Source organism: Solibacillus sp. iso_87, assembly GCF_056173085.1.
Window position 1 is genome coordinate 1,648,018 of the sequence record NZ_CM149656.1, and the last position, 20,485, is coordinate 1,668,502.

The 20,485-nt window shown below is 37.7% G+C and carries 19 protein-coding genes, 2 pseudogenes and 1 riboswitch; of the genes and pseudogenes, 11 read left to right on the top strand and 10 right to left on the bottom strand.

The annotated features are described in order from the left end of the window. Positions 1-90 precede the first annotated feature (90 nt). The 4 genes and pseudogenes from AC0VXV_RS08105 to AC0VXV_RS08120 all read right to left on the bottom strand — a co-directional run. Positions 91-672 (bottom strand): annotated as a pseudogene (locus AC0VXV_RS08105) (ribonucleotide-diphosphate reductase subunit beta); the annotation flags it as partial. Continuing rightward, positions 660-2,753, bottom strand: a complete 2,094-nt coding sequence (gene nrdE / locus AC0VXV_RS08110) for a class 1b ribonucleoside-diphosphate reductase subunit alpha (protein ID WP_475531084.1) — start codon at positions 2,751-2,753, stop codon at positions 660-662. The pseudogene AC0VXV_RS08105 and the gene nrdE, both read right to left, overlap by 13 nt. Continuing rightward, entirely contained in the window at positions 2,750-3,118 is a 369-nt protein-coding gene (nrdI, locus tag AC0VXV_RS08115; protein ID WP_475531085.1) for a class Ib ribonucleoside-diphosphate reductase assembly flavoprotein NrdI, read from the bottom strand. Before nrdI ends, nrdE begins: the two co-directional genes overlap by 4 nt. Beyond that, positions 3,115-3,339 carry a glutaredoxin family protein gene (locus tag AC0VXV_RS08120; RefSeq protein WP_475531086.1) on the bottom strand — a complete coding sequence of 75 codons (225 nt, stop codon included), beginning with the start codon at positions 3,337-3,339 and terminating at the stop codon, positions 3,115-3,117. The genes nrdI and AC0VXV_RS08120 overlap by 4 nt, the downstream gene beginning before the upstream one ends. A 156-nt stretch (positions 3,340-3,495) precedes the next feature. Next, positions 3,496-3,678: riboswitch (cobalamin riboswitch) on the bottom strand. 171 nt (positions 3,679-3,849) lie between these two features. Between AC0VXV_RS08120 and dut the strand changes: the two genes are divergently transcribed. The 3 genes and pseudogenes from dut (at position 3,850) to AC0VXV_RS08135 (ending at position 5,666) form a co-directional block, all read left to right on the top strand. Next, positions 3,850-4,287, top strand: coding sequence for a dUTP diphosphatase (gene dut, locus AC0VXV_RS08125; protein ID WP_475531087.1), 438 nt, complete (start codon positions 3,850-3,852; stop codon positions 4,285-4,287). 672 nt (positions 4,288-4,959) lie between these two features. Continuing rightward, positions 4,960-5,172 (top strand): annotated as a pseudogene (locus AC0VXV_RS08130) (alpha/beta hydrolase); the annotation flags it as partial. A gap of 38 nt (positions 5,173-5,210) precedes the next feature. Next, complete coding sequence (locus AC0VXV_RS08135) at positions 5,211-5,666, top strand: alpha/beta hydrolase fold domain-containing protein (protein WP_475531088.1); 456 nt, start codon at positions 5,211-5,213, stop codon at positions 5,664-5,666. Between the two features lie 402 nt (positions 5,667-6,068). Here AC0VXV_RS08135 and AC0VXV_RS08140 read toward each other — a convergent pair whose 3' ends face one another. The 5 genes from AC0VXV_RS08140 to AC0VXV_RS08160 form a co-directional block, all read right to left on the bottom strand. Then, positions 6,069-6,836, bottom strand: coding sequence for a 3-hydroxybutyrate dehydrogenase (locus AC0VXV_RS08140; RefSeq protein WP_475531089.1), 768 nt, complete (start codon positions 6,834-6,836; stop codon positions 6,069-6,071). A gap of 116 nt (positions 6,837-6,952) precedes the next feature. Further along, on the bottom strand, positions 6,953-8,389 hold the full coding sequence (locus tag AC0VXV_RS08145) for a GntP family permease (RefSeq protein WP_475531090.1): 1,437 nt from the start codon (positions 8,387-8,389) through the stop codon (positions 6,953-6,955). A gap of 110 nt (positions 8,390-8,499) precedes the next feature. Further along, positions 8,500-9,159 carry a 3-oxoacid CoA-transferase subunit B gene (locus tag AC0VXV_RS08150; protein ID WP_475531091.1) on the bottom strand — a complete coding sequence of 220 codons (660 nt, stop codon included), beginning with the start codon at positions 9,157-9,159 and terminating at the stop codon, positions 8,500-8,502. Positions 9,160-9,179: 20 nt separating this feature from the next. Continuing rightward, positions 9,180-9,866, bottom strand: coding sequence for a CoA transferase subunit A (locus tag AC0VXV_RS08155; protein WP_475531092.1), 687 nt, complete (start codon positions 9,864-9,866; stop codon positions 9,180-9,182). 241 nt (positions 9,867-10,107) lie between these two features. Continuing rightward, the gene (locus AC0VXV_RS08160) at positions 10,108-11,451 is read right to left on the bottom strand and encodes a sigma-54 interaction domain-containing protein (RefSeq protein ID WP_475531093.1); all 1,344 of its coding nucleotides are present in this window, start codon (positions 11,449-11,451) and stop codon (positions 10,108-10,110) included. Between the two features lie 120 nt (positions 11,452-11,571). On the opposite strand from AC0VXV_RS08160, the gene AC0VXV_RS08165 reads away from it, so the two are divergent. From AC0VXV_RS08165 to AC0VXV_RS08195, 7 genes are all read left to right on the top strand, one after another. Then, entirely contained in the window at positions 11,572-12,108 is a 537-nt protein-coding gene (locus AC0VXV_RS08165) for a histidine phosphatase family protein (RefSeq protein ID WP_475531094.1), read from the top strand. Between the two features lie 36 nt (positions 12,109-12,144). Continuing rightward, a complete protein-coding gene (locus AC0VXV_RS08170; RefSeq protein ID WP_475531095.1) occupies positions 12,145-12,879 on the top strand; it encodes a metallophosphoesterase family protein in 735 nt (244 codons plus the stop codon). Positions 12,880-13,058: 179 nt separating this feature from the next. Further along, complete coding sequence (locus tag AC0VXV_RS08175) at positions 13,059-13,964, top strand: cation diffusion facilitator family transporter (protein ID WP_475531096.1); 906 nt, start codon at positions 13,059-13,061, stop codon at positions 13,962-13,964. Between the two features lie 139 nt (positions 13,965-14,103). Then, positions 14,104-14,445 (top strand): hypothetical protein, encoded by a 342-nt coding sequence (locus AC0VXV_RS08180; protein ID WP_475531097.1) that lies wholly within the window; start codon positions 14,104-14,106, stop codon positions 14,443-14,445. A 43-nt stretch (positions 14,446-14,488) separates the two neighbouring features. Next, on the top strand, positions 14,489-16,429 hold the full coding sequence (locus AC0VXV_RS08185) for a GTP-binding protein (protein ID WP_475531098.1): 1,941 nt from the start codon (positions 14,489-14,491) through the stop codon (positions 16,427-16,429). 74 nt (positions 16,430-16,503) lie between these two features. Further along, a complete protein-coding gene (locus AC0VXV_RS08190) occupies positions 16,504-16,812 on the top strand; it encodes a monooxygenase (RefSeq protein WP_475531099.1) in 309 nt (102 codons plus the stop codon). Positions 16,813-17,363: 551 nt separating this feature from the next. Then, positions 17,364-18,005 (top strand): hypothetical protein, encoded by a 642-nt coding sequence (locus AC0VXV_RS08195; protein ID WP_475531100.1) that lies wholly within the window; start codon positions 17,364-17,366, stop codon positions 18,003-18,005. Positions 18,006-18,113: 108 nt separating this feature from the next. On the opposite strand, the gene AC0VXV_RS08200 is transcribed toward AC0VXV_RS08195, so the two are convergent. Further along, positions 18,114-18,872 carry a hypothetical protein gene (locus tag AC0VXV_RS08200; RefSeq protein WP_475531101.1) on the bottom strand — a complete coding sequence of 253 codons (759 nt, stop codon included), beginning with the start codon at positions 18,870-18,872 and terminating at the stop codon, positions 18,114-18,116. A gap of 307 nt (positions 18,873-19,179) precedes the next feature. Between AC0VXV_RS08200 and AC0VXV_RS08205 the strand changes: the two genes are divergently transcribed. After that, complete coding sequence (locus AC0VXV_RS08205; RefSeq protein ID WP_475531102.1) at positions 19,180-19,785, top strand: hypothetical protein; 606 nt, start codon at positions 19,180-19,182, stop codon at positions 19,783-19,785. Positions 19,786-20,485: the final 700 nt, after the last annotated feature.

Sequence of the window (20,485 nt, forward strand, 5' to 3'; positions counted from 1 at the left end):
TTTTAACTATCAATCTTGGCTCAGGATTGTCCTCGACTTAACGTTAGGATGTTCCCTGAATTCAAAGAGTTTTACTTGCGCCACGATTTAACGCAAAATTAAACTAATCACTTCCGCACTATTTCTTAAAACACCTTGTCCTCCTAAATAAAGCGGGTAGAAGAAGCCGGAATAGAATAAAAAGCTTTCCAGCATAACTGAAGCGAACATTGCTTTCCATAAGCTTTCCGGGTCATCTTCTTTTATAGCGGTGTATACTTCGCCAATGCGGTTTGCTTTATATTGTAGAAACTCATTTTTTTGGACCCATTCGAAAACTTCGTCGATTTCAGTGTTTGTACATAGTGTTGTAAAAATATATGAATAAGACTTTGCATGGATTGCTTCAAACGATCCGAATACGGTTAACACCGCTTTCTCCTGGAAATCGGGTGTATACTTGGCAATTTCATTCATGCCGATGTTCGTTTGTACCGTATCAAGCAATGTCAGGCCGCCGAACACTTTTTTGTATGTGTCCTGATGTTCGAATTCCTTCCATTGTTTGATGTCTTTACTGACTGCAATTTCTTCGGGGAACCATATTTGTTTCCATTGCTGGTCCCAAAAAATACGAGCCAGCTCACTCGTCGGGGTATTCCAGTTGACCGCTTTATACGTTAAATCTGACATGCGACACACTCCTCAATTGTTAGTAATCGTTGGCGTACGTAATAAACGGTTTTAATGCCTTTCGTCCACGCATATATATAAGCTTTTGCCAATTGTTCTGTGTTCCACTGATCGGTTACGTATAGTGTCATGGAAATCCCCTGGTCGACATGCTTTTGCGCGGCTGCGTAAAGGTCGATCAGCTCATACGGGTTTACTTCATAGGCTTCGGTATAAAGTTCCTGGTTATCATTTGTTAAAAACGGCATCGGATAAATTGTACGGCTGTCCGCATAGTCACGAACTTCCACGCGTTCTGTTACAGGGGCGATGGAAGCGGTACAGCTGCGGATGTAGGAAATACTGCCAGTAGGAGCGATTGCAAGTCTATATGAGTGGAATAGTCCATGCTCCAATACGTCAGCCTTCAACTGCTGCCACATATTTCGAGTAATAATCGGTGTACCCCCAAGTGCTTTAATCACTTCAGGTGTAAGTTCTTTTTCTTCTTTATTTATATAAGCTTCAAAGTAAACACCACTCGCATAATCACTTTCCTCAAACCGATAAAACGTTTCGTTCTTTTGCTTAGCAATTTCCATTGATGCTTTTAATGAGTAATAGTTCAGTGCTTCCATAAATGCATCAATAAATTCAATCGAATCTTTGGAACCATAACGTATTCCACTTTGTACAAGGTGACCATGCAAGTTCATAACGCCCAAACCGACAGAGTGCATCACTTTGTTGGCTTTGGACACAGAAGGGACGTTGACGATATCGGTCATCGTAGAAACATTCGTCAATAGACGTATTGCTGTATCGACAAGCTGTCCGAAATCCTGAACTTTCGTCGCTTCGTGAATGTCAATCGATCCTAAATTGCAAGAAACATCAAGGCCATATACATTAGGCTCGTTTTGGTCGGTAACAACACTTGTTTGCTGGTATTGGAGAATTTCAGTGCATAGATTCGACATCTTCACACGCCCGATTTCTTTTAATGGATGCTCGTTATTAACATTATCATCGAATATTTCAAACGGGTAGCCTGATTCAAACTGCGCTTTTTTAATTTCCGTATACAATTTACGGGCATTTAATCGTTTCAGTTTACGGATGTTCGGATTATCCAATAACTCGTAGTACATTTCTGTAATCGAAATTTCTGACATGCGTTTCCCGTATTCTTTATAAATATCATAAGAACTGAACAGGACGATATCTTTATCTCGGCGCATTAATTCAAAGAAAATATCTGGAAGAATAATCCCTGTAGATAGTGTAGCTAAACGGATTTTGTCGTCGGCATTTGGTTTCTTGGAAGAGATGAACGCCTCAATATCACCGTGGAAAACATTCAGGTAGACGACTCCTGAACCATTTCGTTGACCAAGCTGATTCGAATACGAGAATGAATTTTCCAGCAGTTTCGCAACGGGCATAACCCCGCTCGCACGGTTTAATATCCCTTTAATCGGATCACCTAAAGGACGAAGATCGGTCAAGTTTACCCCGACACCGCCGCCTAAACGGGAAAGTTCCAGACAATAACCGATGTTTTCCGCGATCGAATTCATCGTATCGTCCATCGTCAATTTAAAGCATGAGACAAGCTCACCACGCGCTTTTTTCCCGCTGTTTAAAGCAGTAGGTGTTGCCGGCTGGTAGGCAGTCATGACCGCTTCAATGGCCTTTTCCGCCAACGTTTCATCACCTTGTGCTAAATAAAGGGCGATGATGACAATTCGATCCTCGTACTTTTCAAGAATCTCTTTTCCATCTCGGCTTTTCATCGCATAGCTTTCGTAAAACTTCGAAGCACTCATGAATGAAGGGAACCGGAACTTGTAGGAATAGGCTTTTTTGTACATACGTTTAATAAAGTCCATTGTGTACAAATTAAAAAACTCTTTTTCGTAATAGCCTTCATCAACTAAATAGCGCACTTTTTCCTCTATATCAATAAAGTAGCGTAAACGGACATTGACGTCTTCCAGAAAATAGCGGCGTGTTGCTTCTTTGTCTTTCGCCAAATCCAGTTCACCGGTTGCACGGTAACGGTTTAAAATATCGTTATTTAATTTTAAATACTGTTTCATATCGATGCCTCTTTCCAAATGGAGTAGTAGTAATCTGTAATCGACTCGTAATTAGCCGGAGTTCCTCGCATTTCCACTTTTTCAATTAACGGAATTCCGTATTGTGCAGCTAAAAGGTCACCAGCACGGCCGAAAAAACCATGACCGAAATTCCGGTTTCCGCTTACGATGATTCCTTTGCATAAATCAAAGTGCGCAGTCATGAACTGGTCGACGATAGGGGGGACAGAGCCTAATCCATCCGTATACGTAAATAAAAGATACGGTTCATCGATTTTCATCACTTCGGCCAGTTCCTTTGCGGGTAAGCCGAGTTTTTGCACGATGTATCGTACATTACCAGTTCGTGAAGCATAAATGATCATGCAGTCATTTCAGAAATGCGATCGATAATAGATGTCGGCTCTGCAATAAACTCACCGTTTATTTCAAATAACGGCACAGATAGAAAACCTGCATCGATTACTTTTTGTTTAGCTGTTTCGTCCTGGTCAATATTAATGACCTCTACTTCCAAGTTGGCCGCATCAAGTTCTGATTTTACCCATAGGCATTTTGGGCAAATTGTTTTCGTATAAAGTTTCATAATAGAATCCCTCGCTATATAAATATTACTAGTAATCGTGTCGTACATGTATGCGGGCGAGATTTGTGACAAATAAAAAAGCTATCCCGGAAAACAGGATAGCTTGAAATGGAAACGAGTTAAAGAGCGCCTCCATTTCCTATTCCCCGAAGAAATGTACGTAGTTTTAACGCGGCAGGTCTCCTGGCTTTGCCTCATCCGTCAGACATACCTTCCCATGCATTGCACAGTGGTCTATTCGTCTTCAGTCAGCATTTACAGTTACGGGGACAGCGTTGGATTCACACCAAACTTCCCTTTTAAACTACATTTAGTAGTACCGTGATAAAAAAACACAATATATAGTTGAATTGAGTATAAGCTTTAACAACATAAAAGTAAAGAGCCTAAAGAAAGATAACATAAATCCAATAAGAATTCTAGAAAACTCCCTATTGAAAATAAAGAAAAAATATGGTTTTGTTATAACTGCATGTAAATAGATTTTATAAATGAGAAAGTTGGTTGAATATGTCAATTCAATTGAAAATTAAGAAAGCCCACCCGGATGCTGTATTGCCGAAACAAGCGCGAGAAGGGGATGCAGGGATGGATTTAAGTGCGGTTGAAGAGAAAGTTTTACTGCCTGGTGAATACGGATTAATTAAAACTGGCATTCAGATTGAACTGCAGGAAGGAACCGAAGCGCAAGTACGTCCCCGAAGTGGATTGGCATTGAAACACGGGATTACGGTGTTAAATAGTCCAGGTACGATTGATGCAGGCTACCGCGGTGAAATCGGTGTGATTTTAATCAATCACGGGAAAGAACCGTTTACGATTGAAAAGCAAATGCGTATCGCTCAGCTAGTCGTCCAATATGTCCCGCAAGTGTTCATTGAAGAAACAAACGAACTGTCGGATACGGAGCGCGGTGATAAGGGCTTTGGTTCGAGCGGAGTGAAATAATGAAAAAAGCCTGGTTTCGAATGAACTCAGGCTTTTTAATCTTCCTTTTCCCATTTTATGTAATTATATGACGTTTGAAAAACAAATACGATCACGAGCAATAGCGTAACAAATATAAAGTTAGCGGAAAACCCTTCAAAATAATAAATGATTGCTAACGGAAGAATTCATATCGGTATGGAATAAATCGTACGTAAAAATTTACGGCGGTATGAAAGGGCATGATAGGCAAATTTAAATCCTTTTATCCACTTTCGTTTTTTTCCTGTAATACATAGAAAATAGGTTGGAAAAAAGTTTCAGAATTATTGCATTTTTGTTTTATCAAAATAGTAGTAAGTAGAAATTATCTTGAGGTTTTCTAATAGTTACTAAGCGTACATATGAATAAGTGGAAACGTTTTTCCATTTAAAAGGGGATCAATTTATTTTAGTCGAATTGATAACAATGGGAAATCGAACAAGTTGGATGTGAAAAAAGGGAGGCATTGTATGCGAAGCGTGCAAAGTGTATTGTTTGAGAAGTTTTTAATACTTCGCGGAACAAAGAAGAAATTTATGGATTTACGACTGCTAGATGATTATATTGCAATGAAACATAACGAGAAACCATATGAACTGGATGCTAAATTTAGAGAGCAGCACCAAATACAAAAAGACGAACTGAATAGCATGCACTATTATACAATCAATGAACAGCAAACACCGGAAAAGGTCATCTACTATTTCCACGGCGGTGCGTATATTAATGATCCACTGATTTTTCATTGGCGTTATTTAGTGAAGCTTGCACAGGAGTCAAATTTCACGATTATTGTGCCGATTTATCCGAAGCTACCAAAACATACACATAAAGAATGCTTTAATGCCATTCACGATTTATATGATTATCTCGTTTTAAAATATGATGCTCCTTTTTTTTTATGGGGGATTCTGCTGGTGGAGGCTTGTCATTGGCGCTGGCGCAGGATGTTAAAAGATGTTCCAAAAAACAGCCGCAGCATATTGTTCTACATTCCGCATGGCTCGATGTACGGGGTGAAGATCCGCGCTACAGAGAACTTGAAAAACTTGACCCGATGCTAGGAGTGATAGGCGCACAGGAACTTGGCAGGTTATGGGCGGACGGATTGGAGTTAACCGACTACAAAATAAGTCCTGTGCATGGAGAACTGAAAGACATCGGACAAATTACCGCTTTTATCGGGACAGGTGAACTGCTGCTAGTCGATGCAAGTATGCTTCTCGATAAAGCAAAAGAACAGGGTGTAGCAATCCATTACTATGAATACCCAAAAATGAACCATGTTTTCCCGGTATTTCCGATTCCGGAAGCAAAGAAAGCAATGAAACAACTGCTTAAGATTATAAAAAATTAGAACTAATTATTAAGGAGCTTTTACAGTAATGAAATGTATATTATCCGACACTTTTAAATATAGGACAAAATAAATAAGCCAAATTAACAATAGCTGGTAAGGAGGGAAGTGAGCAAATATCAAGTCCATATTTTTCCCTTGACTGTTTACAAAGGTAATTTCACATATCCCACAAGCAGTTTTCCGGTATCGCCTGTTTACAGATGACAAACAAAAACAGGTGTGTTGAAAGGTGAAAAAATTTCTACACACCTGCATTACTTCAGTAAATTTGGCATCCGTTTAATTAATAAAGGTCTTTGCGTGAGAGTTAAGGACCCCACAAAGCCGAGACAGCTTGGATTTCGAGGCACAAGCTATGTTAAAAACCTCTAGAAACAAAGATGAACATTACTGGATTAATTATTGGACTGTGTACCCGCCATCTAAAACGATCGCCTGACCAGTCATTCCTTTTGCTCCCTCGCTTGAGATAAATAGAGCCAAATCAGAGATTTCTTTTACATCAAGTAATCTTTTTTGAGGAACGAGTGGATAAATCACTTCTTCCAATACGTTTTCGAGAGGTATATTACGTGTTGCTGCTAAGTCTTGCAATTGATTTCGAACAAGTGGTGTATCTACATAGCCTGGACAAATAGCGTTAACCGTTATGCCATCTGATGCAGTTTCAAGTGCCGCAACTTTTGTTAGACCAATAACACCATGTTTGGCTGAATTATAGGCTGCTTTCCCTGCAAATCCAACAAGCCCGTTAATTGAAGCCATATTAATAATACGGCCAAATTTTTGTTTTCTCATATGCGGTAACACATGCTTAGTTAATACAAATGGAGCAGTTAACATTATTTTTATTAACAATTCGAAACGCTCTGTCGGAAAATCTTCAATCATTGCAACATGCTGCATACCAGCATTGTTTATAAGTATATCGATTCGATCAAATTTCTGTACCGTTTCATCAATTGCTGATATAATTTCTTCTTCTTTTGTTACATCACATTTAAGTCCGATTGCCCGTTCTCCAAGGGTGCTTGCTGACTCTTTCACTTTTTCTTCATTTATATCTGATAGCACAACAGTAGCACCTTTTGTATAAAACTCTTTCGCAATCTCAAATCCTATACCTTGTGCCGCACCTGTAATGAATACCACTTTATTTAGTACCACCAAAAACGCCTCCTTGATAAGGAGCCAAATGATCTGGCTCCGTTTAAATTTGATTTCCAAAACACTACTTAAAACTCTCGGTGTATTGAACAGCCCATCTAGTAACTACCGATCTATCATACTAACCCAAAGAATGTATAAAGTGCGATGATTACAAATACGGCTAGGGTTTTAATGATTGTAATTGCAAAAATATCACGATAAGACTGTTTATGTGTGAGTCCTGTTACCGCCAGCAGGGTAATAACCGCTCCGTTATGCGGAAGGGTATCCATGCCTCCTGAAGCCATTGCCACTACACGGTGCATTACCTCTGGTGGAATATTCGCAGCCATAATCGCTTGATTATACTTATCAGCCATTGCTCCCAACGCAATCCCCATACCACCTGATGCGGAACCAGTCATACCTGCAAGAGTAGTGGTTGTAACCGCACCATTGACAAGTGGATTTGTAAATGTTGTAGATATTCCGTCACTGATTTTTGCAAATCCTGGAAGAGCCGCGATGACTCCGCCAAATCCATATTCAGCGCCGGTATTCATAGTAGCCAGCAGCGATCCTCCAATGGCTGTATTAACACCTTCTTTAAATCCATTAAATACCCTTTTAAAATCATAGGCAATCGATGATACTATCCCCACAATCAACGCCATAATAATTGCCCAAATAGGAGCAGATGTTGCTACATCTACTTTATAGGCACTCAAGCCAATTGCTTCAAAGTCAAAGCCATTTGGATACCATTTCGGTATACTTGTAACAAATATTTTATTGGTAACCCCAACCAAAATAAGCGGGACAAAAGCTAGGATTTGTCTTGACAGCGATTGTTTGGCTGTTAAATCGGGAAGAGCAGGCTCATCCTTCACTTCTGCACTTTGAATCGTAACTGCCGTTTCCGAATCAAATCCAAAATAACCTTCTCCAGCTAATTCGGCTTTTTTCCTTCTAGATTCCAAGTATAGTAACCCAGCCGATAAAACAATAATTGCCCCTATGATACCTAGAACCGGTGCAGCATAGATATCCGTTTTAAAGAAGGCAATTGGTATAACGTTTTGTATTTGCGGTGTCCCGGGAAGTGCATCCATTGTAAAGGTAAATGCACCAAGAGCAATCGTACCCGGAATTAAACGTTTAGGAATATTTGCCTGTCTAAACATTTGTGCAGCAAATGGATAAATCGCAAATACAGCTACAAATAAACTCACTCCACTGTATGTTAAGATGGCGCCAAGCAATACTATCGTGAGCATTGCCCGTTTCGCACCAAGCCAGCCGACAATTGTTTTGGCAATTGACTCGGCAATCCCTGACATTTCTACAACTTTTCCGAAAATAGCTCCCAATAGGAAAACAGCAAAATATGATTTAATAAATCCGACCATCTTTTCCATGAATATACCTGAGAAAAATGGTAAAACATTGCTTGGTGCAATTAATACAACCGCTAAAAGCGCACAGATTGGTGCAAATAATATGACTGAATAACCGCGGTAGGCAGCAAACATTAATAATCCTAGCGCCAATAGAATAACCAACAAATCCATATAAATCCCCCTCGTACAATAGTAGTAAGAGTTCTATCCTTTGGACAATAGCCATATGAAAGAAACTCTTATTTATGGTGTATTACATCATTTATCTGGCAGGAAAACAGTTAAATAGAAACGCTCTCTTTTACATTCTCAATAATTAAATTTGCTTCAGTCGTTTGGATTACATCCTCAACAGAATATCCTTCAAATACTTCTTTAAGTTCTAAACCGCGTGATGTTACTTCAATTAGGGCTCTTTCCGTAATAATTTTATGGACTACGCCTCTGCCAGTTAAAGGTAAAGAACATTCTTTTTTAATTTTTGGAGAACCGTCTTTCGAGACATGATCCATTATGACAATTATTTTTTTCGCACCATGGACTAAATCCATCGCACCACCCATACCTTTAATCATCTTTCCGGGGATCATCCAGTTGGCTAAATCGCCTTTTTCGGAGACTTCCATTCCACCCAAAATGGCAACATCAATATGTCCGCCGCGGATCATTGCGAATGATTCTGCACTTGTGAAAAAAGAGGAGCCAGGTATTGTTGTAATTGTCTCTTTTCCGGCATTGATTAAATCTGGATCAACCTCCTCTTTTGTAGGATAAGGTCCGATTCCAAGCAAACCATTTTCAGATTGCAAGATGACGGTTTTTTCTGGAGAAATATAATTTGCGACTAATGTAGGCATCCCAATTCCTAAATTGACGTAGTTACCGTGCTCAATTTCTTTTTCAGCCCGAATGGCTATTCGTTCCCTATTAGATAAAGTCATTTAGAATACTCCTTTCTTAATTAACGTACTGTTAATCTTTCTATTTTCTTTTCTTGTTTTGCCTGAAGCACACCCTTGACATAGATACTCGGCGTTTGAATCATATTGGGATCCAATTCACCCGTTGCCACAATTTCCTCAACTTCTGCGATCGTAACTTTTCCAGCTGCAGCCATTATAGGATTGAAATTTTGAGCGGTTTTGTTATAAATCAGATTGCCTAAATGGTCAGCTTTAGCAGCGCGAATTATAGAAAAATCAGCATTTAGCGCTGTCTCTAAAACATAATCCTTTCCATTGAAATTACGAATTTCTTTTCCTTCCGAGGTGATTGTCCCTACTCCAGCTGGTGTATAAAAGGCTGGAATACCAGCACCTCCTGCACGGATTCGTTCAGCAAGCGTACCTTGGGGAGTTAGCTCCACTTCGATTTCACCGGAAAGGACTTGACGTTCAAACTCTTTGTTTTCACCTACATAAGACGCAATGATTTTTTTAATTTGCTTCTTCCGCAATAAAAGTCCTAATCCCCAATCATCTATACCGCAATTATTCGAAATTACCGTTAAATCGCTTACTCCTTTTTCTTCAAGTGCAAGGATGAACTGCTCAGGGATACCAACCAATCCGAAGCCACCAACCATGAGAATTGCACCATCTTGAATTTGACTTACTGCTTCTTCTGCAGAAGAGAAAATGCGTTTCATATTTTTACCTCCAATAGAAAAATATTTTTTGAGAAAATATTGCCCTAAAAGCATATTCAATAGTATTAAAGCAGAATATTTTAACGGATACAAGATTGTGTGACAGAACTGTGACGGGATTTGAGGCAGTTTTATTCCGAAAAATCGGACTCAATTACCGGAGGAAATTAAAAAGATTAGATTAATGTGAAATTAAAAAATCCGATATTTCGGAATTTAATCCAAAATATCGGAATTTAGGTCATAAGTTGTGTTTTTTTATTTTTTCATAAAGTGTTGATCGGCTTATGCCCAACTTCTCGGCTATCCGAATTTTGTCCTTCTCATTTTCAAGATATTCTTGTAAAATCTGCTCTTCCACTTGAAAAAGAATTTCTTCCAAAGTTCCATTAATTCGAGTATAATCCGGTTTTTGACGTCGAATATAAATAGGTAATGCATCTTCAGTAATTTGCTCTCCATTTGATAATTGAATAATTGCTTGTAGCACATTTTGGAGTTCTCGAACATTCCCTGGCCAATTATATTGTTGAAGCAACAACCAAGTTTTTCGGCTAAGTTTAAAATCTTGGCGACTCACTTCGGAACTGAATTTGTGCATGAAAGTTTGTATTAATTCCGGAAGATCCTCAATACGATCGCGAAGTGGGGGAATTTGCAATGTAATGGCCTGAATAAGGTAAAATAAATCTTCACGAAATTGCTTTTCTCTTACAAGCCCAGCAAGTGACATATTTGAGCCTACTATTATGCGAACATCAACGGGAATTACTTCATCAGTGCCGGCTGGTTGGACTTTTTCATCCTGAATGACTTTTAAAAGTTTTGCCTGTAATGTTGTTGGGAGTTCGCTTATCTCTTCAATAAAAAGAGTTCCGCCCTGTGCTCGCTGAATTCCTCCTGTTTTAATTCGCTGTTCGGCCGAATCCCACTTTCCAAACAATTCTCCTTCCAGCAACTCTTTTGGTATAGTGGAACAATTAATCTTCACGAAAGGATAATCAACCTGATCCGATAATCTATGAATACTCTGGGCAAACATTTCTTTACCTGTACCTGTTTCACCTTCGATTAAAACAGGCAGTTTTGTCGGAGCAATCATGATGATCGTCTCTTTAATTTTCCGCATAGAGTTGGAGGTTCCTTTAATGTCTGATAAGCTATAAAATGATTCCCGGTATTGTTTCATATTTGTTTCAATTTGGTCTAAAGTCTTTCGAACATGAGAACTTAGTTTTTTCCAGTCATTTAAATCCCGGAAGGTTACACTCCCGAAAGCTCCAATAATTTCCCCATCAATTACAATCGGAACACGATTGGCAAGCATATAGGTACCTTTAATATATTGAGGGGCTGCAATATCAGGTGTCCCTTTTTCTATTACAAGATGCATCTCACTATTTTCAATGACATCTGCTACATGTTTTCCGATCGCTTCTTCACGTTTTACTTCGAGAAAATTACAATAACCTTCGTTAAGGTAAATAATTTTGGCATTTCTGTCTACGACAACAAACCATGGAAAGGCTGTCTCCAAAATTTGCTTAATTGCAGGACCTGGTAAATTTTTTATCCAATCTTCCATTTATTGTTACCTCATATCTTCTAATATTTGTACATATTAGTTTATACTGTAAAAGAGTAAGAGGCTATAGATAAATTATTGGTAGTTAGGCTTATAATGAAGTGCAAGGAGATTTAAGTCATGAAACTATATGTAATTCGTCATTGTGAAGCAGAGGGCCAAGCACCAGACGCATGTTTAACCATGGCTGGGAAGGAAGCGAGTGAGCGTTTAGCAAATTTTTTAACTTACTTAAATATAGAAACAGCCATTTCAAGTCCATTTACAAGAGCATTACATACAATAGAACCATTTGTCCGAAAAAACAATATTTCCTTCAAAATTGATCATCGATTAAGTGAGCGGTTATTAAGTAGCGGAGAACTTCCGGATTGGCTGGAAAAATTGAAAGAAACGTATGTGGATAAGGATTTAAAATTTACTGGCGGGGAATCAAGTAATGAAGCGACACATCGTATTACTGAAGTGGTAGAAGAATTAAAACAAAATACTCATATGTCAGTGGTAATCGTTACACACGGCAATATAATGTCATTACTACTCAATCATTTTCAACCGCATTTTGGATTTGACGAATGGAAACAGCTGTCGAATCCGGATGTCTTTGAAATAGAGTTTAGCAATGAACAAACAGTTGTAAACCGTATATGGCGGTAGGTAGCGTAAAATAGGTTATAGAAAAGCAGGTGCAATATGAAAAATTACTTTATTATTAGTGATATCCACGGCCAGTATAAAGCATTTGAAAAGTTACTAACATATTGGAATCAAGAGGATTGCCTTGTAATCCTCGGAGATTTGATTGACCGGGGTCCACGGTCTTATGAGGTCGTGCAAAAAGTAATGGACTTAAAGTTGCAATATGGGGAACAGGTTATATTTTGTAAAGGGAATCATGAAATGATGCTGTTGGATTTTCTCGAAAATCCTGGGCAAAAACACGCCTTTTATTACAAATACGGTGGTCGGGAAACAATGGCTTCATTTTTAAAGTATTTACCGGTTGAAGTAAATGAACTTGACCCGATTGAACAAGCGCAGGTCGTTAAAGAGAAGTTTACGGCGGAATTGGATTTTTTAAATAACGGCAAATTATATGAAATCGCAGGGAATCTGTTGTTGACGCATGCAGGATTTGATTCGAGTTTTGCGACAGTTGGTGAAACGGAGGATGAAAATTTCTTATGGATTCGCCAGCATTATAAAAATGAAAATAAAACACCGTATATCAATGTTTTTGGTCATACACCATTACAACATATTCATGGTTGCAATGATATTTGGATTAGTAAAGATCAAAAATATATTGGAATAGACGGCGGTTGTTATTTTACAGGTCAATTGAATGGCATCGTTCTGTCGGAAGAGGGCCAAATTATTCACATATATGCCGTTACATCAGACAAAACCGAAAACTATGATAATTGACAGATGTCGTTTAGACTGCGCATAAAGTTATAATTATATAATATTCTTTCGTGGATGTATGTTTTCCCCTGATTTTTTGGTATACTACAATTAACGATATGTAAAAGAGGTTATCCCGTTCGATTTTGTGCGGGATAGCCTCTTTCGTGTTTAAAGAAGTTTTTCAGGGAGGAAACATTTTGGAGCAATATACAAATTTACGAGCGGGCGAAAAAGGTGCCTATTTATCGATTATTGCCTACATAATTTTAAGCGCGCTGAAGTTAGCAGCAGGCTATTTAGGAGATTCAGAAGCGTTAAAGGCAGATGGATTAAACAATACAACGGATATTATTGCTTCAGTAGCCGTTTTGATCGGGCTCAGAATTTCCCAGCGTCCGCCTGATGATGACCATCGATACGGGCATTTTCGTGCAGAAACGATCGCATCACTTGTTGCATCATTTATTATGATTTATGTCGGGATCGAAGTACTTATATCGGCAGGTGAAAAAATCGCCAATCCGATCGATCAGGATCCTTCCATTTTAACAATTATTGTTGCCGTGTTTAGTGCAGCAGTCATGTTTGCAGTATATAAATATAATTTAAATCTTTCAAAAAGAATTAACAGTTCTGCTGTTAAAGCGGCAGCCTATGACAACCGCTCTGATGCCTTTGTCAGTATCGGGACAGCAATCGGTATTACCGCAGCGATATTAGGTTTTCCAATTGTCGATACGATTACCGCCTTTATTATCGGTTTAATCATTATTAAAACAGCGATCGAAATCTTTAAAGAAGCGGTGTTCTCGTTAACGGACGGATTTGATACGGAATTGATCAGTTCGATTGAACAACGTGTTTCGAAAATTCCGCGTGTCCGTGATGTTACCGATGTACGTGGCAGACAGCACGGCAGCTTAATTCTTGTCGATATTACGGTGAGTGTAAATCCTAATCTAAATGTACGTGATTCACATGCCATTACGGAGAAAATTGAAAATGAAGTGAAGCAGTTGAATCCTTATGCGACTACACTTGTTCATATTGAACCGTATGACCCGAAAGAGCTGATTATTTGTGAAGATGATTTCCATTTCTAATGGATCAACGATATACAAGCCGTTCTCCTTTTACTCGAAGTAATAGGAGAATGGCTTTTTTCTATGAATGAATCAAAATCATCCATCTTCTGTTAAAATGTAAATACTTGCGAGCTAAATACCTACTGGAGGTTATTATATGAAAAGAGTAGTTGCAGTCATTGCCGTTTTAATCATTGTATCAATCCCAATCTTTGAGTGGCTGTTAACGAACCCCTCCAATTCATTGGAACTCATGCAAACTTTAAGGAATTCTGAAAATCCGGAATCGCTATTTATGGAGGAAAAAAATTTCGATGCCGAGATTGTTGAATACATACAGGAAGAATTTAGTCCTAATATGATGCAGCAGTTTACAATATTGGAGTTTGATGAGAAAAGTTTCTTGATTCAAACAACACCTGGTACTACAAAATTGGAGATTATTAATATAGAAGAACTGCCAGAGGAAATGAGAAATTATTTTATTTCACAAGAATAACCTACATTGATTCAAAATTTATGGAAAAGAAAGAGGAATACTATTGCATACTACATTCGGGATAGTCGCTCATGTCGATTCTGGCAAAACAACATTTTGCGAACAATTGCTTTATCATACAAATGCGATTAAAAAGCGGGGGCGGGTCGATCACCAAGATGCTTTTTTAGATAATCATGCCATTGAACGCCAGCGCGGGATTACAATTTTTGCGGAGCAGGGGAGGATCGACTATAACGGGCAAGTGTTTACGCTAATCGATACACCAGGTCATATTGATTTCGCACCGGAAATGGAGCGTGCGATTCATGTTATGGATGCAGCCATTGTTATTGTCAGTGCAGTTGATGGAATCGAAGGGCATACGGAAACAGTTTGGCATTTGTTGCGGGAGCACCATGTTCCAACATTTATCTTCATTAATAAAGTTGATCGTGAAGGAGCAAATGTTAATGCAGTGATGGCTGCGATTAAAAAAGACTTATCCCCAAATGCATTACTGTTCAATAATGGATTTGATACAACTGTAAAAGAGTGGCTTGCAGAACGAGACGAGCAGCTGATGGAAAAATACTTCGCAGACGAATTAACGGAGAATGAATGTACTGTAAAGCTGAAGCAGATGATTCAACAGGAACAAGCATTTGTTTGTATGTCGGGCTCTGCTTTAAAAGATGAAGGGGTACTGGATTTTTTCGAAACGATTGCACAACTGACTGAAACAACATTCGATGTGAACGGACCATTTGAAGGTAAGGTCTATAAAATTCGTCATGACAACAAGCAACGACTCACATTTATGAAAGCATTATCGGGTGTTTTAAAGGTGCGCGATGAATTTACATTCGGTGAAACGACAGAAAAAATAACGGAAATCCGGCTATACAATGGCAGCAGTTTTACGACGATTCAACAAGTGCAGGCGGGTGATATATTTGCGGTGAAGGGACTGGCGACGCCGATTATCGGTGATATGATTGGAGCTACAGAAGCAAATCCTGCACAATTTGAAATGATTCCGACATTGCAGGCGAAAGTGATATATGAAGGTTCGTTACATATTAAAGAACTTCACCGGATTTTTCGAGAAATTGAAGCGGAGGAGCCGAGTTTACGTGTCGTATGGAATGAGAAATTCCAGGAAATCTCGGTTCATGTTATGGGGACGATTCAGCTGGAAGTATTAACCGAACTGGTGAAGGACCGCTTTGGAATTGGCGTGCACTTCGGCAAGCCGCAAATTCTATATAAAGAATCGATAGCTGAACATACAGTCGGCTATGGCCATTTTGAACCGTTAAAGCATTATGCAGAAGTGCATCTGAAAATGGAACCAAACACACGCGGAGCAGGCAACACATTCTCGAACCAGTGTCGTGCCGATGACTTATCTGTCGGGCATCAGCGATTAATAGAAAAGCATCTATTTGAACGGGATCATCACGGATTACTTACAGGTTTTCCGGTAACTGATATTCATTTTACGCTATTAACAGGACGTGCACATAATAAGCATACAGACGGCGGGGATTTCCGAGAAGCTTCGTTTAGAGCATTGCGGCAAGGGCTTGAACAAGTGGAAAATGTACTTTTGGAGCCTTATTACCGATTTAAGATGAAAGCGTCAAACGATCATATTGGCCGGATGATGTCGGATATCCAACAGGCAAGCGGAACATTTGAAGCACCAATTTTAACAGAAGATAACGTGACATTACACGGACGTGCACCTGTAGCAACTTTTATGGATTATGCCACTCAATTTGCCGCTTATACAAATGGAAAAGGGGCGTTAACACTGCAATTTGATGGTTATGATGTATGCCATGACAGCGACGAAATCATAGAACAAATTGGCTACAATAAAAACGCCGATCCGGAATATACTTCTTCCAGCATTTTTTGTGCAAAAGGGAAGGGTTACAGTGTACCTTGGCATGAAGCGAAAGACGCGATGCATTGTGAATTAAAGGAAATCGAATAAAGAAGGAAAGAAGGATTTTGCAGGAGAATAAAAGAAGTAAGCTTAAAGTGTTTGGAAAAAAGGAGGCTCTTCTAATGGCATATATTTTACAGGTAGATTTCAAAATAGATGGTCCATTCGGCGAAGAAATGGCTGCTGGGTTTAAAGGATTGGCAGAAAGTATTAACGAAGAAGAAGGCATGCTTTGGAAAATTTGGACAGAGGATGCGGAAGCTGGTGAAGCGGGTGGTATTTACTTATTTGAAACAAAGGAAACTGCTGCAGCTTACTTGGATATGCACTCAAAGCGTCTCAATGGCTTCGGTATCACAGCAATCAACAGCAAAATTTATGCAGTGAATGAGTCGTTAACCAACATTAACAAAGGTCCGGTTAATGTGTAAATAGAGGTACAAAATAGACAACAGTAAAATGAAGAGACACAATAGTGGTGTCTCTCTTTTCATATTCTAATTAACCAAACTAACCTCCGCGCTAACTAGCGTTTATAAATTTAGGTGTAATTGATAATTAAGCACTTAAAGTTATCATACGATGGTTTGGGGATGTTTGAACCTTAACATATAATATAATATAATATATCCTTAAAGTGAAGGGGGAAAGGTTAGCGTTTTATGGAAACATTAGTTCCTTTATCATTAATAGGTATTCCAGTTTTCTCGATTGTACTTTGTGTCAATATTATCAATTTGCTGAAAATTATTATCCATAATCCAGAACAATCTGTGAAAAAACATACTTTTTTAATTAGTATCAGCGTTGCTTATATACTATTTTCATTTTTGTGTATATTAATCGTCATTGCCGATTCAGTTTGGGGAGTATCTCTATAAATGTCCCTAAATCTCACTTTGAAATTAAAAACTCTTAGTACCAATAAAGTACATTTATAGTATTATTACGATATCTAATAATGTTATATGGGGTGAAAGGGTTGAAAAAATATATTTACATAAGTATTTTATTTGGAGCGTTTGCTTTATCAGGTTGTACTGATGAAGGAACTGATAGTAAAGAAATGGCAGAAGAAGTTTCACCGTCTTTTTTAAATTTAACGTACGAGCAAAAAGAGGATTATTATCAAAAATATGTAGCAGTCATAGAAGACATTAATGTAGAACATGACACAGACCTCAAGTTAGAGCCTATCACTACATTTTCGGATAACTATTGGGTTGAAATAGAAACATTTAAAAAGCGAGCAAAAGAGCGAGCTGATCTATCAGTTGTTGTTTCAAAAAATAAAGAACGTTATCATCCAGCTTCAGTTCCAAAGACAGTGACGTTAGAAATCGGTCCGAATAAAGAGCGCATTAATTTTGAAGGATCTTTTGATACACAATTAAACGAAAATACCTCAAAAGGACGACAATTATTTTCTGTATTTAATGGTATTTCTTCAGAAGCAGAAAATTCTGATGGAAGTTGGACTCAAATAGGATACACAAATTCATTAATGGAGAATGGGTCACTATATGTTATCAATGTTTCAGGAAAATACTCACTAAACGGTATAGTTTCAACACATAACATATCTTTAGAATTTGACTGTAATAAAAATGGTGGAATTAGTTAGGGTTTTTAATAACGGATTTAAACATCTAATGGGGTGCTTTAGTTTAGAATAACTCTGATTAATACTAAATAAGACAAAAAACTCTTCATGCAAGAGTTTTTTGTCTTTTTAACGTTTACGCTCATTTAATTTTTCTTTTTGCTTTAACCAAAAATCAGGAGGTATATAAGAAATTAATGAATAATCAATTTCATCCCCTGATTGAGTTGTTAATTGAACAAGTAAAGGTTCTTCTTTATTAAATGGATTTATTGCCCTTGTTTTAATTGTGATCGTCTGAACACCAGTTCTTTTTGGATGACCGACAACAACGACCTGATTTCCTAGTGTATAAACATCTGTAATTTCGGTCTGAAATGCGACGATATAAAGATCCAGATCATTTTTATTTTGAAACATTGGAATAGATAGTCCAATGTTGTGTTCAAAATCATACCAACCAGAGAGTCCAACATCATAATTAGTAAATAACCGGTGTAGAGCATAATGAATCCTACTAGGAATATAACTCCATCTTCCGGTCGTGCTATACCAGTGTTCCTCAAAAGCAGGTCTTTTATATTCTGGTTTATTTACTATTACATCAAAAGGAATCTTAGCTCCATTTTCAATAACTTTCGTAATTTGGACTATATTAGATGGGAAGGGTTGCTCTTTCCAAGGAGGGTCAGAAATATTTTCGGGTTTGGAAGGTTCAAGTTTCTGAAGCCGAGTTTCCACTTCTTTTAATTGTGTTTTAAGTTCTTCAATTTTTTTCTCTAAACTTTTAGTTTTATCTGGTTCTTCTGCATAATAAAGCGGAGCAATACTTATATTAAAAATCACTACACAAATAATAAATAAAATAATTCTTTTGGAAGTTAACATAGAAGCACCTCAAAATTATTTTGCTCTATTGATGCGGAAATATGTTCTTTTAAATTTTTTCTACAATTACGGGTGCTTAAGTACAACAAGGATTTTAAAAGTCCGCATATACGTTCCCAAATGATCTGCAGCTAAGACTAATACAAAGTCTGGGCTGCTTTTTACTTTAATTAGGTTACCAAACGCTGCAGGGTACTTTAGGTAAGAACTTTTTTATTCTTTTAAAAAAACAAGGGCATACCTTAAAAAGGGAGGTGTTGTTATAAAAAAGGGGGAAATTAGTTTAATCAGCTTGGTCTCACTATTGTTGGTAGTAGTATCCTTATTTTTATATATACATGTTTCTGGTAATGAAAAAGAAAGTATGATTAGTCGTTCCTATTTATCCGATGAGGAAAGACATGAATTAAAGAGTTTGGTGTGGCAGAGAAGAAGTAACTTAAATAGCCAAAATTATGGGTTAGTTTTAGACCATGCTGTTTTGCCTAACGGAAACATTGAAGTAATCGTGAAATTAGGAAATAACAAGATTGATAAAAAGACCAAAGATGATATACAACAAATAGCAATTGACGTTATTAAACAAAATGATTTTGATTCTGATATATTTCAATTTAACATTACAAGTTTTTATAACTCCGAAAAAGAAGGGAATCATATTTCACAAAGGCTAAGTTACAATGATTTAATGGGAGATATTATGCTAAGTTTAAATGAATTAGGCTATGATGTTGCCGTACAGGGGGAAGTATCTTCAGACAAAAACGTTATAATATCATTAGCATTACCTCACGATAAGTTCGATGAAAACACCAAAAAAGAAGTAAAACAGTTTGCGACTGACGTTATTAAAAAATATAATTTTGAAACTGAAATATTCGAATTTAACATAACAAGTTACTATAATTCTTAAGTACAACAAGACCAAATAACATACAGAGTAGCCAAATGAAGATGCTTGTTCAACTAACGGGTATACTAATGCAACAAATCATTTTGAAATAACCCCACATGTCGGCTTGGAGAAGTTTAAAAGGAGTCTAGTCTTATTCCCTTATGCAGAAATAATACATGATACAAGCGAGACTGATTTGGAGGTATATCTATGAAACATTCTTTAATTTTATTTATTTCAATTTGTTTAATGCACTTCTGTATATTAATAAACGTAACTTTGTTAAATGGTGAATGGAATGGAATCACTCTGTGGTTATGTACAGGTATCTTTATTTTTTCATGTGCAATTTTTGCTTCAAGTCGAATAGAAGCATCGAAGAACACCTAATTTTATCTAAGATAGTTCCCAAACATCGCTTTGGGCACTTTTATTCAACTTACGAAGTAGGTTAGATGCACATTATTATGAGTTAAATTGGCTGGCTTGTCACAATTTGAACAGCGATAACATATTTAAAAATGTTATCATGTTTTCAGCTTTTTGCTGGTAGAATCCCATGCTCATCAAGTTAACAATGTAAATTGCTAGATTTGAACGTTTCTTGTGGGGTAACTAGTCAATGTACGAAAAATAGGCATACCGAATAAGCCCCGAAAAAAGGATTTTTTTCGTTAGGCTGCTTGTCTATGCTTTACAGTCGTTTCATACACAATCC